Source organism: Gymnodinialimonas sp. JB5-7 (assembly GCF_055693405.1).
The window spans coordinates 571,971-587,070 of record NZ_JBVFUX010000012.1 but is presented as its reverse complement, the minus strand read 5'-3'; the positions used below and the strand labels follow the sequence as shown (position 1 = coordinate 587,070).

Below are 15,100 nucleotides of genomic sequence, written 5' to 3'. Positions count from 1 at the left end.
TCAGCGCGAATACACGAAATCCAAAAGGACTTGTTCTTGTGGATAGGTCGCGGCGCGTGCTGCCGAAAGCGCATCACCTATTTCTTCCTCAACGCTTTCGCGCAGCGCTGCAACGTTGTCGGAACCAACCTGTCTTTCTGTGACTAACGACATTTCTAGGCGTGCGATTGGATCGCGGGCCTTCCACGCGCGTATTTCTTCGGCAGACCTGCGCAAACCGACATCCGTGTTTTCGTCAGGACCGACATGTCCGCGCCAACGATATGTGACCGCCTCCAAAAACCCTGGCCCCCCTCCGGCTCGGGCGCGCTCGACGAGCACTGCAGCAGCTTCGTAGACAGCAACGCAATCGTTGCCGTCAACAACATGCGCGGGGATGTCGTTCGCCTCCGCGAAGCGGGCCGTGCGGTTGCCTGCCTGGCGGAGGTGGATGTCGAGGTGGCTTGCAAACAGGTTGTTCTCGACGACGAACAAAACAGGCAATTCCATGGAGGACGCAAGATTAAGCGACTCCTGCACCACGCCTTCTTCGCAGGCACCATCGCCAAAAAAGGCGACAGCAACATCCCTTGTCTTGCGTTGCTTGAATGCCAGAGCAGCCCCAACGGCAATTGGGACAGTCCCAGCAACGATCGGGACGCATCCACCGAACCCATGCTCCTCTGCCACAAGATGCATCGATCCGCCCATGCCGTTTGAGCAACCCTCTTCTTTACCGAGAACTTCTGCGAGTAGAGCTTTGGCTGACCCACCCATTGCCAGAAATTGGCTGTGCGACCGGTGCCCGCCATAGAGCCTGTCAGAAGGGCCCAGAGCCGAAGCCACACCGACCGCTGCGGCTTCTTGCCCAATACAAAGGTGGCACGGGCACTTGGCCTCGCCACTAAGTGCAAGATCAGCAATCGTTTCCTCGGCACGGCGGATCAGTATCATCTTGCGCAATTGGGCCAGTAAGGCGTCGGTCGCATGATTGCGGAGGTCGAGCGCCTCGGTGTGGTAGGCGGGGTCGGCGAGTGTGCCGAGGTCGAGGGTCATTGGCTTTGATCCTGTGGTCCGCTGCTACCACCGGCTCGCATCGGTTTGACGAGCCTGAAAGGTGAAGATCCATGCCATTAGTTGAACCAGTGGGATGCGCTCAAGTACTCGGTCCAAACCATTCAAGACCCGCTGGAAGCCGCCTGGCAAATGTGGACCGAGGATGCCGGTAATGTGCCAGTATTTGACTTCGGCCGACTCAAAGTAATTTCGCGCAAGGCGCAAATCACTGAGCGACAAGATGTGGGCTTTCTCCCATTCCGTTCGAATTTGAGGAGTGCGCATTCTATAAAGCTTGATGGCAGGGTTGTAGTCGAGCGCCTCGATTGCAAAAACGCGCCCGCCAGGCTTCAAAACGCGTTGAATCTCGGGGAACGCGTGGGTGACGTCGAGGTGATGAAGAACCCCATTGCAGATCACGCGATCAATGCATTCCTCCGGAAGCCCTGTATTTTCCGCATCGCCTTGCACAAATACACATTTGTCGGCAACACCGGCCTCCCGCGCTCTCTCTTCCGCGCGATCAAGAGAGAACCCTGAAACATCAATGCCGATCACAAGGGACGCGCCAGCTTGTGCGGCTTTGATGGAGCTTCCGCCTATCCCGCAGCAATAATCCAGCACAACCTTGCCCGGCATATTCTGCCTGATCCATTCTTCAGCATACTCGTAGCTGCCCTCAACGGCGCGGTAGTATTTCCGGTTCGAGTAGACTGCTTCGTACGTATCCACTGCATCGCTTTGCTGAGCTTCTTTCAGGCTCACGATGTTTTTGTCGTGAAACTCCGCCTCAAGACGTTTGCGTTCTTCGCTCGGCACGAATTCACCATGCTTGCGTCCGTCCAGCTGTTCCGCAAAAGCGCGGAGTTCAGCGATATCCATTAGCATCATATCTCTCCTGGAGGTGCGCGCATCGTACCGGAGGTTCTTGTCGCACTCTTTGCATTAACCTCTGGCGTATTGGTGTGTCAGGTCCTCAACGGCATCGCAATAGGCAGGGATGACCAAAGACGAGTCAAAAACCTCCGCGTGGACCTGTCGTGCGCGATCTTTCGCTTCCGAGGTCAGAGGAGTGTCGGCCATCTGCACAAGTGCCTTCTTGATGCCAGTTGAATTGGTTCCATCAACTGGGAAAAAGAACGGCTCGTCGCCAAAACGCTCACGTAGATGACCGCTCAGCGTCGCCAAAACGGGAAGGCCATTTGCGAGGTATTCCACAAACTTGTTTATGTAGTTTCCGTTGAAGAACACTTCGTCATCATAGCACAACAAGCCTACGTCGCTGGCAGCATAGAGGGCGTCGAGCTCCCGCTTGGAGACGAAGCCGGGATAGAGCACGTGCGACCCTTCGGACGCCATCAATCCTATCCTGGCTTCAAGATCGCCTCGGCCGCAGATCACGAACTGGACTTTGTCTTTCACAGGCTGCGGCAAAGCATCGATGGCATCCAGTAAGGCGATGTGGGTTTTCTGCGAGCCTGAGCGAACCCGCCCAACAAAATATGCGTCGTGAGGTGTCCAACCCGCGAGCACGCCATTCTTCGGCTTGGATCGCCGCAACGTCGTCTGGCAGGGCGTTGGCCTTTTCTGAGGTTAGCGGAAAGATCCGGTTCTCTTGCTCAGCTATGCTTGCTTGGTTGGCAGTGGCGGCTGCCCATTCAAGGTATTTTGGGGAAAGAGCGAAGACAGCATCGGTGTCGCGAAGTGTTCTGGCCACGCGCTTGCGAAATCCGCTGAAAACGGCACTAGGGAACAGACGCACGCGGCCCTTCACCCTGTATTCGATCACATCGGGCCAAAGGTCGCGGACATCTACGATGCATGGGATGTCGTGCTGCTTGGCGTATTTCACACAGTCTGCGGCAATCTCAGGGAGTGGGAAGCTGACAACAATGACGTCCGGCACTTGTGCACGTTTCATTGCTTCTGAGAGGTTGTGCCGGAAGATCCTGTGGTCCCTAAAGCGCGCAAACGAAACATTCTTTTGGTATCCAGGGGAGTTGACCAAATGTAAGGTCAACCGGGCCCCTTCATATTCGACATCGTGGGGTGCCGCGATTTCCTTGCGATCCATCGACGTGAGAAAAGCCTTTGTCTGATGTTCAAAGTTTCCAGTCCACCACGTCACATCGTGCCCCCGGGTCGCGAATTCCTTTGCAACGGCACCGACCGAAACAGGCGACTGTCTTGTCGACCAGAAAAGAAGGGGATGGTCTCACCATATTTGACGACCCACACCCTCAATTCAAACTCCACGGCTTTCGACGATGGAATCTCCACCAAACGGTGGCAATGGGGTCAATTCCACTTGCCCGTTTGCCAGTGCAACCAGGCTCTCATCTGCGCCGTGCCGCTGCAGCAACCGTGCAACTCCGTCAAGAGCGCGCTGGCGCTTGAAAACGGCAACGAAGGTCAAGAACAGCAGGGATATATCCATGCCAAAAGTTCGATTTTCAACGTAGAAAACGCCCAAGCGACCCTTCCACGGGCGGATCAGCCTGGTTATAGGCAATGTTGGGGTCATCGTAGCCGGCAAGCCGTTCTCCAAGATCCGAGAAAATCAGCGACGAAAAGTCCGTGATCCCGGGTTTCACCGACAAGATTTTCCGCTCGGCCTCGGTGTAGAGATCGACCTCTCGGCGTACATTGGGGCGGGGCCCTACCAAGTTCATTGTGCCGACCAAAACGTTCCAAAATTGGGGCAACTCATCGATTTTGTAGTCACGGATACGCTGTCCCGCAGGCAGCAAACGCGTGTCACCGCTTACTGTCGTATCGACCTTTGAAGCAGATGCATCCGTGACCATTGTTCGGACCTTGAACAGCGTGAATGCTATTCCATCTTTCCCGACCCGTTGGGAAAGGAAAAGGGGTTGCCGGGGTCTGCAAGGTAGATCCTGAGAAGAGCGAACAGCACAAGGGGTAAGGTCAAAGCCGAGGCAAACGCAGCCAGGATGAAATCGACCAATCGCCTCACGTCGCACTTCCCTCGGTTAGGGCGCTTAGCTTTGCCGTTTGCGCGTCTGATAGCGTTAGGCTGAAGGCTGGAAGAAGCTCGAGAAGTTGAGTGCGCGATTTGATGCCGGCCAGACAAAGGCCGTAGCCAAGGCTTGCCCTGATCCACGCAAGCGCCACGTGAACATGCGTGACACCATTACCCAGTTCGGCCGCCACTTCGCCGATTGCACGGACAATGGCAAGATTCCGTTCCAGTTTGCTTCCGTGGAAATGACTGTCAGGCTTCGTTTTAACCGGCGATCGGTCTCGTCAAGCTGGTCAGAGGACGTGTATTTCCCGCTCAGGATGCCTCCCCAAGCGAACCCCACGACAAAAAGGCTGTATGTCCCGTCGCGCAAATACGATCTATTTCGGCGCGACGGACAGCATGCGCGAGACTGTATTCGCAAGAATAGCTGACAAATGCAGGTACGTCTGCTTCCTCTAGCCCTGGTAAGAGTACGTCAGCCTCAACATTCGTAGCACCGTAGGCACGAATTTTTCCTTCACGCCTCAAGTCTTCCAATGTCCCGAAAATATCCGAAATTGGTGTGACTTTGTCCCACCAATGCAGTTGATAGATGTCGACAAGTTCGACCCCAAGTCTGCGCAACGACCCGTCAATTGCCTTACGAATCCATGCCGGGTCATTTTCAATCCGTACCTTGCCGTCAGCACCGACACGCACCCCAAACTTCGTAGCAATGGTGGCTTCACTGCGGCGCGCGCCCAGGGCGCGTCCCAAACGCTCTTCGGAAAGCCCATTTCCGTAGCAATCGGCCGTATCGAAAAGCCGAACGCCTTCATCAAGCGCCAATGGTATCGCGGCCATGATCTCATTCGGGTCGACTACGCCCCAGTTGTGACCACCCAACGGATCGCATCCAAAGCCCAGACCATTCCCTGGATCGAACATGCTCAAACCTGCCACCTCACGTCGTTTGGCATTGGCACGGCCTTCATAAAGTCCTTGGTGTCAGACCCTAGCTTGTCAGTCGCGTATTTGCGCTCCACTGCAGTCATCGATACCTCGCGTCCGTTCAAACGTAGGATTTTCTGGTATGCAGGCTGCAACGTTCTGGTGACGGAGTTCCACGATTTTTCCATTCCAATCGCACGCGCACCGGCGCGGAGCGCTTGCTTGCTCCCCAACACAAAACGCTGAAGCCCTTGGTGTCGCACGGCATGTGCGTGACCGGTCTCGCCCTTGATCGGCTCCAGCAACGGGCCTGGAGCTATCCCGAAATACCCGGCGATGTCATTGCAATAAGCCGTTCTATCCTTACGCATTGTCTCATAGAAGAAGAGCTTGATCGCGTCCTTGCCGAAAACATCCCAGTACGGCTCAAACAAGCGGATATAGCGAGACCGTTCAATAAATTCCGGGTGTCGCTCACACGCCTGAATGAAGCCAAGCGAACTGTCGATTTCTTTCAGCATTATAGATCGCATGTAGTCCGAGAACGCGCGTGCGACCGGGTCGCGGAGGGTTGCGAATAGACGAACATCAGGAAAGTTGCGTCCAATCGCCAAAGCAACATCCTTTGTGTTTTCCGGGTAGAGGTATGAAACAGATATATCGACGCGAACTCCTCCAACCCTTGAGCTTGGGAACGCGTCCCTATAAACCCCTGAGCCGTCCATCTCGGGAGACGAAAAGGCGTGCAAGCCTACTTCCGGTTTTTCGATCTGTGGGTGAGCATTCAACAGTTGGTGCATGTGCGTGCTGGCAGATCGCCGCGTACCTATTCCAATAAAATCTGGTCCGACCCTGTCTTTGCTCATCGGTTCAGGTGTCCGATTAGAACCAGATTACTGGGCGCACGCTGACGGTTCGTGCCAGTGTCTTCGAAACGCTTCGCCATCTGGAGTAACCGTTTCGACCGGCAAACCATCCGCGTCCCGCTTCGAAATGCCACCATCAACCAACGCAATGGTGGGACTTTCCATAACGCCGTGGCCAGTCGTTCGGAGCGTCGTTCGCCGTAGGTGCCGGAACTGACTTTTGCCAGAAGGCCCTCATAGGCTGAGGCAGCGCCGATAAGTTTCTTGTAGCGTGGCAAAGAGGTTATGTGGATTTCAACTTCAAACCCAGCCCGCTTGAAAAGCTCAGTCGCGGAGTCTGGGGTGAAATACTTTGCCCCCACGACACTGGTGAAAACCACCGCAAGTTCACCTTCAGCCGAGGCAACAAGACGCTCCAGGCACTGGGCCTGCGCCTGTTCGTCGAGGTAATATAGGACTTCCGACAAGACTACGAAGGTCCTGTCACCGGCAACCCTTTCGACGTCAGGCAATCCGCCAACGCGAAACTCAATGCCTTCGTTTGCGTCCGCAGCAGCTTTGACCAATTCTGGCACAAAATCATACCCGCGGGTGTTGGCCTGTGGCCAAGCTGCGGAAAAACGGGCGGTCAGATCTCCTGTGGCACATCCGTAGTCGACAATGTGGAGTGGTTCGAAGCCGAGTTTCTCCTGGCACAGCGCAACCAACTCTTCGTGGCGCATGGTTTGGTAGGCGCTTGCAGAATGCCCAAAGTATGAAGCGCCTGAAGACTGATCTTGTGTTTGAAATTTGATCTGAAACCATTCCACGCTCCCCCATTTTGGGGGCAGCGCAGTTGGATCTTTCGGCGTGGTCGGCATTCCGGGTATCCTTCAGGCAGACGCGCCAAGAGTACGAATGTGCTCCACGATTTTCTCGGAAGCATGCCCATCGCCAAAGGGGTGGCAACGGAGTTGCGCGGTTGTCTTGCCAATTCGTCAGCAGGCTCAAGGATAGCACCTGCGTCAACGGGCGGCGCGATGCGCGCCCATCCCAGATTGACGAGGTCGGTCCATTCAGTCTCGTCTCGCAAGATCAAAACTGGGGTATGGTGGAAGTAAGCTTCTTTCTGCAGCCCGCCGCTGTCGGTCAGAACCAGTCGTGCGGTCTTGATCAGCGCAGTTATGTCCAAGAAGCCCAAGGGCTCGACAACGGTTAGGCCTTTGGTGAACTCTTCGTAGACACCGCGTGTTCGGAGCACGTTTTCCGTGCGTGGATGCATCGGCAAAACCACGGGTTCATTTTCTGCCAGGGTCCGCAGTGAAGTGAAAATCGCTTTAAGTCTGGTTGGATCATCCGTGTTTTCCTGACGGTGGGCAGTGCATAGCGAAAAAGCACCCTCCGACAGGCCTAGTCTTTCTACGATGTCCGTCGTCTGTTCTGCCTTGGCCCACATTTTTCGAGCGCAGTCCAACATAACATCCCCGACCTGATGCACACCCTGTTCAATGCCTTCTGCTTCAAGGTTTTCCTGTGCTTCCTCATTTGGTGGGAACAGCAACGTCGACACATGATCGGTCATGACCCGGTTGATCTCTTCCGGCATCTGCCGGTTCAAGAGCGCAAACCCGCCTCGACATGCGCTACCGGTATATGAAGTTTCGCGGCGGCAAGCGCACCGGCAAGCGTGGAGTTGGTGTCGCCATAAACAAGAACCAGATCTGGACGTTCCGCTATCAGAACCTCCTCGATCTTTTCCAATTGTCGACCCGTCATCGCGCCGTGCGAAAGCGAAGCGATCCCCAAATACCAACGCGGCGCGGGAATACCTAATTCTGAGAAGAAAACATCGGACATGTTGGAGTCAAAATGCTGACCAGTGTGCAGGATCGACTCTTCCACATCTCCAGCCATTTGAAACGCCTGCGAAACAACGGACGCCTTGATGAATTGCGGGCGCGCGCCCAGAACAGTTATGACCTTCATCTTAGGTGTTCACCTCAACTCTGAAGGCACGAAAGTATACACGCCGAAATTTGTTTTCCGGATCGATTGCCTTCACCATTTTGGGCGCACTAAAGAAGGGCATCGCATACTTTATCCTGCGTTTCGGCGTCCAGGTAGGGGTGCATAGGAAGGCTAAAGACAGTGGCGGCGGCATCTTCACTTGCGACTAACCCATTTGGGTCACGCGGAAAATCAGCATAAGCCGATTGAGTGTGCAATGGCCGCGGATAATAAACGACCGCAGGTATGTTTTGCGATTTCAGATGCTCTAGGATAGCATCACGTTCTGTGCGGCTTTGGGCGCGAAGCGTGTATTGCGCCCATACCGAGCGGTATCCTTGCGGCACAATTGGAGTGGCGTAACGGTTCCCAAGCCGCGCAGTATATCGTTCTGCAACGGCTTGGCGTGCTTCGATCTCGTCTTCAAAGATTGCCAGCTTTTCAAGCAGAATGGCTGCTTGGATCGTATCCAACCTCGAGTTCATCCCGATGCGGACATTGTCGTATTTCTCGGTCCCTTTGCCATGCACACGCAGCGAGTCCAAAACCGCTGCGAGTTCGGCATTATCCGTAAAAAGCGCGCCGCCGTCCCCGTAGCAACCCAATGGTTTTGCTGGGAAAAAGGACGTTGTCGTTATGTCGCCCAATTGGCCTGTCTTCTTGCCACGGACAGTCCCACCAAAAGCTTGGGCGCTGTCCGCCAAGATCTTCAACCCATTTTCGGCCGCAATTTCGCAAAGGATGTCGTAGTCTGCGGGAAGGCCAAACAAGTCGACCGGAATGACTACCGCTGGACGCAGCCCGAGATGCTTAACATGGTCAATCGCCCGCAAGAGACTGGCGGCGTCCATGTTAAACGTGACGGGATCAATGTCGACGAAAACCGGTGTCGCACCTAGACCAGGGATAACTTCAGCGGTTGCCGCGAACGTAAAAGAAGGCACGAAAAACCGCATCGCCGTCTCCGACATCCAATGCGATTAGTGCCAGTAGCAAGGCGTCCGTGCCGTTCGCGCAGGCGATGCAATGCGTGGCGCCACAAAAGGTCGCGAGCGCGTCTTCAAGCTCACGCACCTCGGGGCCCAAAATGAATTTGCCATGGTCAAGAACGGCCTTGATGCGCGCGTCTATCCGTTCCCGTATCCGGTCGCGTTGTGCAGCGAGGTCGATGAATTGCATCAGGATGTGCCAACGATCAGTTCGAGGGTGCTTCCCGTCAGTTCATACCGCTCTCCGGACCGAGGGCAAATCAGGTCATCGCCCAAGACGTCGCCAGTGCGCGAAACCCAGCCAATGCGTTTCGCTGGCACACCAGCAACTAGAGCAAAGTCGGGGACATCCTTTGTGACCACGGCACCGGCCGCGACCGTACAATATGCCCCCAGCGTATTTCCGCAGACGATTGTTGCGTTGGCGCCGATCGTGGCGCCTCTTTTCACAAGTGTCGGCGCAAATTCATTCTTTCGCTCCACATTCGCGCGCGGCGTCAGGACATTCGTGAACACGCAGGACGGGCCGCAAAACACATCCTCTTCCAATGTAACACCCTTATAAAGCGCAACATTGTTTTGCACTTTGCATCCATCGCCGATGTCGACGTCAGGCCCGGCCATTACATTTTGTCCCAAAACGCAGTTTCGGCCAATGCGTGTCCCCGGCAAGACATGAACGAAGTGCCAAATCTTGCTGCCTGCGCCAATTTCGCAGCCTTCATCAACAAAGGCGCTTTCGTGGACGAAGGCGGACGGATCGATCATGCGGCCAAAACCTTCGCGATGTCTGGATGCTGTTCGCCGCGGCGCAATTCGATCGGAGACGTGCGGATCGTGCTGACCAGGCTCGATTGACGGGCGGACGACATCCAATCCGTAGCCCTGCCCATCCAGCACATTTTGATAGCTTGATGTGTGAAGGTCAGTGAAGCCACCTGAAAACTCGATCTCCTCACCTTCTACAGTGATGGAACGGTGCGTTGTTTGACCGGCAGGGGTGTGGTCGGGCAAGTGATCACGATTGATGGAAAGAACCCAGCGAACCCTTGCGCGCTCCAATTCGATGAAACCCGCCGCGGCGTCGGTGCCGCGGTGATGGACAATGCTTGACCGAACATCGCCAAACACAAAGCCGAGCATGTCGTAGAAATGCACACCAATATTTGTGGCGATCCCACCGGACTTCTCGTCAAAGCCCTTCCACGATGCGTGGTACCAAGCGCCACGCGATGTGAAGTAGCCCAAGTCAACCTCGTAGATCTTGTCCTTTGGTCCGTTTGCGACCTTATCGCGAAGTGCAATTATAGCCGGGTGCAGGCGCAATTGAAGGATGGAGAAAACCTTCCGACCTGTGTCGCCCTCCAATGACTGCAGATCGTCGATGTCTGTTGGGTTCAACACCAACGGCTTTTCGCAAATTGCATCGGCACCGGCCCTCAGCGCAAAGGACGAGTGCGACTTGTGCAAGTAGTTCGGCGAACAGATCGCGACATAGTCGATCCCTGCTTTGGCCTTGTTCAGGTTCGCAACATGGGCGTCAAATCGCTCGAATTCGGTGAAAAATGCCGCCTTGGGGAAGTGGCTGTCCAAAATGCCAACGCTATCGTTAACGTCATAGGCAACGGACAAGTCCCCGCCCGTTTCCTTGATCGCCTTCAAGTGGCGTGGCGCAATGTATCCCGCTGCACCGATCAAGGCGTAGGTTTTAGTCATGGCGCGGCCTCCTCAGGCGCGAACGATTGTGTCGTCACCGCGAAACTTACCGCGAGTGTCGACTAGGATCGACGCGTTTTCCTTGATCAGATCGTAGTCGAATTCGGTGTGATCCGTCAGCAAAATCACAGCATCGAAGCGCCTGAGGGTCTCAGGGGTCAGATCAACAGAGGACAGGTCGAACTTGTGTTCGCGCATTTCAGGGAAAACGGGAACGTTCGGATCAGAATAGCTGATGACAGCACCCCAATCGCGCAGCATCTCCATCACGAATACAGATGGGCTTTCGCGCATGTCGTCGACGTCGCGCTTGTAGGCGATACCCAACGCCAGGATTTGAGGCTCCGTTTAGCGATTTGCCCTGTTCGTTCAGTGCGCGCGCCGTCTTGTCGACAACATATTGCGGCATGCTTGCGTTGATCTCGCCGGCTAACTCAATGAATCGGGTGTGGACGCCGTGCTCTCTGGCCTTCCATGTCAGATAAAAAGGGTCGATCGGGATACAATGCCCTCCGATCCCTGGGCCAGGGTAGTACGCCGTGAATCCAAAAGGCTTCGTCTTAGCGGCATCGATGACCTCAAAGATGTCGAGGCCCATACGATCGGCCACGATCTTCATTTCGTTGACCAGTCCAATGTTCACGGAGCGGTGGATGTTTTCGAGAAGTTTGACCATTTCAGACGCAGCTGTTGAGCTTCGACTGGCACAATCGTGTCGATAAAGGTCCCGTAGAAAGCAACGGCTGCTTCAAGGCAAGCCGGTGTATGGCCACCAGCTACCTTCGGAATGGTCTGCGTGTTGAATTGCGCGTTTCCTGGGTCTTCGCGTTCCGGAGAATAGGCAAGGAAAAAGTCTTCCCCAACATTTAGACCCGCGCGCTCAACATACGGGAGCAAGACTTCCTCCGTAGTGCCCGGCCATGTGGTGCTTTCGAGACTGAGCAGTTGCCCGGCCCGAAGGTGCATCGCGATACTGTCCATTGTTGCGGTGACGAAACTGAGGTCAGGCTCCCGATGAGCGCTCAACGGAGTGGGAACGCAAATGATCAATACGTCACATTCACTGGCACGCCGAAAGTCGGATGTTGCCTCGAAGCGTGCGTGAAGAAGCCCCGCGATTTCTTCGTTTGCGATGTGTTTGATTGGGCTTTCGCCGTGGTTCAGGCCGATCGACCCGTTCAGCTAAGACATCAAAACCGATGACCTTTAAGCCAGCATTCGATGCCGATAGCGCCAAAGGAATTCCGACGTAACCGAGCCCCAGAATACCTACGATCGCGTCACGTGATCCGACTCGCTTTACAAAATTCTCTAGGCGTGAAGTTGCCGTCATTTTCCTTGGACTTCCTGTTCGGCGGTCATTGCCTCGCACCGCCGGGCGGCCCCTCCGTTTAAAGGCCTCGATCCGATTCTGTAAGTGCCGCCGGTGAGGCAGGCGTGGGGTGTCGCCGACAAAGCCCTGCCCTTTGGAACGAATAATCAGCACAAGCTCGGCCGCCTTTCGCCGATCTTCACCATGCCGGCAGGGCCATGCCATACGCGATGCGAGTGGGTGCAGCGGCCTGCGCTGCTTTATTGCACCGGCAGAATGTGAAACTTTTCCATTTGGGATTGCTGCTTTGCCAACAAACCAGATACTCATTGCTTCCAATAACCGTTGCGGACCATATCTTGGGGAGTTCGGTGACGCTGGCGCTCTCAAAACCTCGCGCATCCGCTAAATGCGCTGCCCTGTCGCTCATCCTGATCTGTGGCGGCGGGCAAGTTGTGCTCGCGAACGAACCGGCCGGTCTGGCTGCAAGCCCAAGCGTTAACACCTACGGTCTTCCTGGTCTGATTGATATGCCGAGTGCGACGTCACTCGCCGATGGTGAACTGTCCTTCACGGTTTCACACTCCGCTTTGGGCACGCGTGGAACGCTGGCATTCCAGGTGCTGCCCAATGTTACGGCCACGTTCCGGTATAGCGGTATCAACATCACCGACGCTGTCGGTCGTGATGTCTTGTTCGATCGTAGCTTCGATCTGCACTGGCAAATCATTGAAGAGCGAGGGTGGATTCCAGCCGTCGCGGTTGGTGCTCGCGATATTGCAGGAACTGGTCTCTATTCCGGGGAATACATTGTCGCCACCCGGCATTTTGGCGAATATGACCGCGTCGCCATTTCCGCTGGCTTGGGTTGGGGCCGACTTGGTGGCCGCAACGGCTTTACCAATCCGCTCGGTGTGCTCGACGACCGGTTTGAAACGCGCCCTTCCGGAAATGCGGGCAATGGTGGGACGGTTAACGCAAATCAATTTTTCCGCGGGGATGCGGCGTTTTTCGGTGGAATTGAGTGGCAGGCCAGCGACCGCGTCCGGGTGCAATTGGAGTACTCGTCGGACCTTTACGCGCGAGAGGCTGCCGGCGGTCTGCCCGTTTCAGCATCGGGGTTCAACCTTGGGGCAACCTACTCCTTCTCGAACGGGGTAACAGCAAACGCGTTCGTGCTCGGTGGCGAGACCATCGGCTTTAGCTTGCAATTGGCGCTCAACCCCAACAACCCACCCGTGCCAGCAAGCGCGGGCGATCCCGCGCCTCGGCCTGTGGCTGCGCGGGCACCGTCCGCCGTGCCCTATACGACGGACTGGGTGGAACAGCCCGGCGGTGGGCCGATCCTTAGGGACAACTTCGAACAATTGTTCGAAGATCAAGGTCTCCACCTCGAACGGCTTACACTGGACGCCCACCGGGCCACCATCCGCGTCCGCAATACGCGCTACAACCACGAAAGCCAGGCGCTTGGTCGTGTTCTGCGCGCGATGAGTGCGGCTTTGCCACCGTCGGTTGAGGTGTTCGAAGTCATTTTCGTGGTGGAAGGCCTCGATACCAGCCGCGTGCGCATTGCGCGCAGCGATCTTGAGCTCTTCGAATTCGATCCCGGTGGCGCCGAGGTTGCGCTTGCCGTTGCCGAGATCGAGGATGCCCGGACGACGCCGGATCCAAGCGGGCTGGATGTTGCGGTGGAACGCCAACGTTTTACCTGGGGCATCGGCCCTTATGTCAACACGTCCATCTTTGACCCCGACAATCCGTTTCTGTTCGACCTTGGTGTCGAATTCTCCGCGCAATACCGGTTCGGAAATGGATTTGTGGCCGAAGGCTTGGTGCGTGCGCCGATCATGGGCACGCTGGATCAGGCGGAAATCACGAACACACCTCCGCCCAATCCGCCGCCAGTCGTGCGCTCCGACGGGGCGCTCTATCATCAGGAAAGCCACGTCTACATCGACCGTCTGACATTCAGCCACTATGGGCGGCCCGGCGAAAACCTCTATAGCCGTGTCAGCTTCGGCTATCTGGAGCGCATGTTTGCAGGCGTCTCAGGTGAGTTGCTTTGGCAACCGGCACAATCGCGCCTCGGCCTTGGGGTTGAACTGAACCATGTCTGGCAGCGCGAATATGACGGCTTGTTCGGGTTGCGGGACTATGACGTTACCTCCGGCCATGTCTCAGCCTACTATCGCTTGAACAATGGCTTCGACCTGCAAGTTGATGCAGGCCGGTATCTTGCCGGCGATTGGGGCACGACCATTGCGTTGGAACGCAGCTTTGACAATGGCTGGCGCGTCGGTGCCTTCGCTACCTTCACAGACGTCTCGTTCGAGAGTTTTGGCGAGGGGTCCTTTGACAAGGGTCTGACCATTGAAATCCCGCTTGCCTGGTTCACCGGGACCTCAACGCGCGACAGCCGCAGCGGCTTGATCCGACCTGTTCTGCGCGACGGGGGCGCACGTCTGGATGTTGAAGGGCGGCTGCACGATATGGTCATCGACTACACGCGCCCGTCCTTTGAAGAGACGGAGGCGATGATATGGCGCTGAAGTCCGTCATTGCCGCTTTTGTTGGATTGGCCGTTCTTGCAGGCTGCGGAAGCCGTGCGAATGATCCGCTTTTGGGCGTGGCACGCGAACTTGGATCAGGCCTTCTGAACCGGGACGCTCCGGTGGCGGCACCTGTCGATCCGCGTGCGGTACTGACGCGCGATGTGATCGACCGGGCCGGTGTGCCGTTGATCCTGCTGGAAAGTCAGTCCCTTGGAACGGCGTCCACTCTGACGCGCATCGCGACCAACGGGGCGAATGAGACCTGGCAAGGCGATGACGATGTAACTGTCACGCTCAGCCGCGAGGGTGTCTTGCGCGCCACGCGCGGATATCTGTTCGACCTTTATTCTGCAGACATTTCGGCGATCCGGCGGGCATTGGTCCAGCGAAGCGGCGGGTCTGCCCCGCGTGTGCACACGCGCGTCGTCGGAGACGTGGAGACGCAGGTTTTGGCCTATTCCTGCGAGGTCGGTTTCGTCGGCGCGGAACAGGTCAACATATTCGGCCGCGTCCGGACGCTCACCCGTGTTGTGGAGCGGTGTGCCGCGCAACCGGGGTCCGATTTGGCTGATTTTGAGAACCGCTACTGGATTGATGGCAGCGGTTTCGCCTGGGCGTCCGAGCAATATGCCGGCCCCGATCTTGGGCACTTGCGGATCGAGCGTCTGCATCGCTGAAGCGTTACCGCTATATTTTGAGCTGCCAGTCGGCGTAACGCATTTCCT

16 protein-coding genes and 3 pseudogenes are annotated in these 15,100 nt (G+C 56.2%); 2 read left to right on the top strand and 17 right to left on the bottom strand.

What is annotated here, in order from left to right:
* The 17 genes and pseudogenes from ACZ1HK_RS10885 to ACZ1HK_RS10805 form a co-directional block, all read right to left on the bottom strand.
* Positions 1 to 1,035: a thiamine pyrophosphate-dependent dehydrogenase E1 component subunit alpha gene (locus ACZ1HK_RS10885; protein WP_472628735.1), complete on the bottom strand. Its 1,035-nt coding sequence runs from the start codon at positions 1,033 to 1,035 to the stop codon at positions 1 to 3.
* Between the two features lie 24 nt (positions 1,036 to 1,059).
* Positions 1,060 to 1,917: a class I SAM-dependent methyltransferase gene (locus tag ACZ1HK_RS10880; protein ID WP_472628734.1), complete on the bottom strand. Its 858-nt coding sequence runs from the start codon at positions 1,915 to 1,917 to the stop codon at positions 1,060 to 1,062.
* Positions 1,918 to 1,980: 63 nt separating this feature from the next.
* Positions 1,981 to 2,568: a glycosyltransferase gene (locus ACZ1HK_RS10875; protein WP_472628733.1), complete on the bottom strand. Its 588-nt coding sequence runs from the start codon at positions 2,566 to 2,568 to the stop codon at positions 1,981 to 1,983.
* 124 nt (positions 2,569 to 2,692) lie between these two features.
* A pseudogene (locus ACZ1HK_RS10870) lies at positions 2,693 to 3,196 on the bottom strand (glycosyltransferase); the annotation flags it as partial.
* Positions 3,197 to 3,280: 84 nt separating this feature from the next.
* Positions 3,281 to 3,508 carry a hypothetical protein gene (locus ACZ1HK_RS10865; RefSeq protein WP_472628732.1) on the bottom strand — a complete coding sequence of 76 codons (228 nt, stop codon included), beginning with the start codon at positions 3,506 to 3,508 and terminating at the stop codon, positions 3,281 to 3,283.
* Positions 3,489 to 4,019 (bottom strand): sugar transferase, encoded by a 531-nt coding sequence (locus ACZ1HK_RS10860; RefSeq protein WP_472628731.1) that lies wholly within the window; start codon positions 4,017 to 4,019, stop codon positions 3,489 to 3,491. The genes ACZ1HK_RS10865 and ACZ1HK_RS10860 overlap by 20 nt, the downstream gene beginning before the upstream one ends.
* A pseudogene (locus ACZ1HK_RS10855) lies at positions 4,009 to 4,266 on the bottom strand (aldo/keto reductase); the annotation flags it as partial. The pseudogene ACZ1HK_RS10855 and the gene ACZ1HK_RS10860, both read right to left, overlap by 11 nt.
* Positions 4,267 to 4,333: 67 nt before the next feature.
* The gene (locus ACZ1HK_RS10850) at positions 4,334 to 4,948 is read right to left on the bottom strand and encodes an aldo/keto reductase (protein WP_472630822.1); all 615 of its coding nucleotides are present in this window, start codon (positions 4,946 to 4,948) and stop codon (positions 4,334 to 4,336) included.
* Positions 4,949 to 4,950: 2 nt separating this feature from the next.
* Positions 4,951 to 5,817: a sulfotransferase family protein gene (locus ACZ1HK_RS10845; RefSeq protein ID WP_472628730.1), complete on the bottom strand. Its 867-nt coding sequence runs from the start codon at positions 5,815 to 5,817 to the stop codon at positions 4,951 to 4,953.
* A complete protein-coding gene (locus tag ACZ1HK_RS10840) occupies positions 5,814 to 6,677 on the bottom strand; it encodes a class I SAM-dependent methyltransferase (RefSeq protein WP_472628729.1) in 864 nt (287 codons plus the stop codon). The genes ACZ1HK_RS10845 and ACZ1HK_RS10840 overlap by 4 nt, the downstream gene beginning before the upstream one ends.
* Positions 6,678 to 6,838: 161 nt before the next feature.
* Positions 6,839 to 7,710 (bottom strand): annotated as a pseudogene (gene wecB / locus ACZ1HK_RS10835) (non-hydrolyzing UDP-N-acetylglucosamine 2-epimerase); the annotation flags it as partial.
* A 161-nt stretch (positions 7,711 to 7,871) separates the two neighbouring features.
* Positions 7,872 to 8,759, bottom strand: a complete 888-nt coding sequence (locus ACZ1HK_RS10830; protein ID WP_472628728.1) for a DegT/DnrJ/EryC1/StrS family aminotransferase — start codon at positions 8,757 to 8,759, stop codon at positions 7,872 to 7,874.
* Positions 8,716 to 8,982: a DegT/DnrJ/EryC1/StrS family aminotransferase gene (locus tag ACZ1HK_RS10825; RefSeq protein ID WP_472628727.1), complete on the bottom strand. Its 267-nt coding sequence runs from the start codon at positions 8,980 to 8,982 to the stop codon at positions 8,716 to 8,718. Before ACZ1HK_RS10825 ends, ACZ1HK_RS10830 begins: the two co-directional genes overlap by 44 nt.
* Positions 8,982 to 10,508 carry a Gfo/Idh/MocA family oxidoreductase gene (locus tag ACZ1HK_RS10820; RefSeq protein ID WP_472628726.1) on the bottom strand — a complete coding sequence of 509 codons (1,527 nt, stop codon included), beginning with the start codon at positions 10,506 to 10,508 and terminating at the stop codon, positions 8,982 to 8,984. Before ACZ1HK_RS10820 ends, ACZ1HK_RS10825 begins: the two co-directional genes overlap by 1 nt.
* Before the next feature lie 12 nt (positions 10,509 to 10,520).
* Complete coding sequence (locus tag ACZ1HK_RS10815) at positions 10,521 to 10,835, bottom strand: UDP binding domain-containing protein (RefSeq protein WP_472628725.1); 315 nt, start codon at positions 10,833 to 10,835, stop codon at positions 10,521 to 10,523.
* Positions 10,732 to 11,184, bottom strand: coding sequence for a hypothetical protein (locus ACZ1HK_RS10810; protein WP_472628724.1), 453 nt, complete (start codon positions 11,182 to 11,184; stop codon positions 10,732 to 10,734). Before ACZ1HK_RS10810 ends, ACZ1HK_RS10815 begins: the two co-directional genes overlap by 104 nt.
* On the bottom strand, positions 11,148 to 11,627 hold the full coding sequence (locus ACZ1HK_RS10805) for a hypothetical protein (protein WP_472630821.1): 480 nt from the start codon (positions 11,625 to 11,627) through the stop codon (positions 11,148 to 11,150). The genes ACZ1HK_RS10810 and ACZ1HK_RS10805 overlap by 37 nt, the downstream gene beginning before the upstream one ends.
* A gap of 552 nt (positions 11,628 to 12,179) precedes the next feature.
* Here ACZ1HK_RS10805 and ACZ1HK_RS10800 point away from each other — a divergent pair.
* Positions 12,180 to 14,372, top strand: a complete 2,193-nt coding sequence (locus ACZ1HK_RS10800; protein WP_472628723.1) for a YjbH domain-containing protein — start codon at positions 12,180 to 12,182, stop codon at positions 14,370 to 14,372.
* The gene (locus tag ACZ1HK_RS10795) at positions 14,363 to 15,052 is read left to right on the top strand and encodes a YjbF family lipoprotein (protein ID WP_472628722.1); all 690 of its coding nucleotides are present in this window, start codon (positions 14,363 to 14,365) and stop codon (positions 15,050 to 15,052) included. The genes ACZ1HK_RS10800 and ACZ1HK_RS10795 overlap by 10 nt, the downstream gene beginning before the upstream one ends.
* Positions 15,053 to 15,100: the final 48 nt, after the last annotated feature.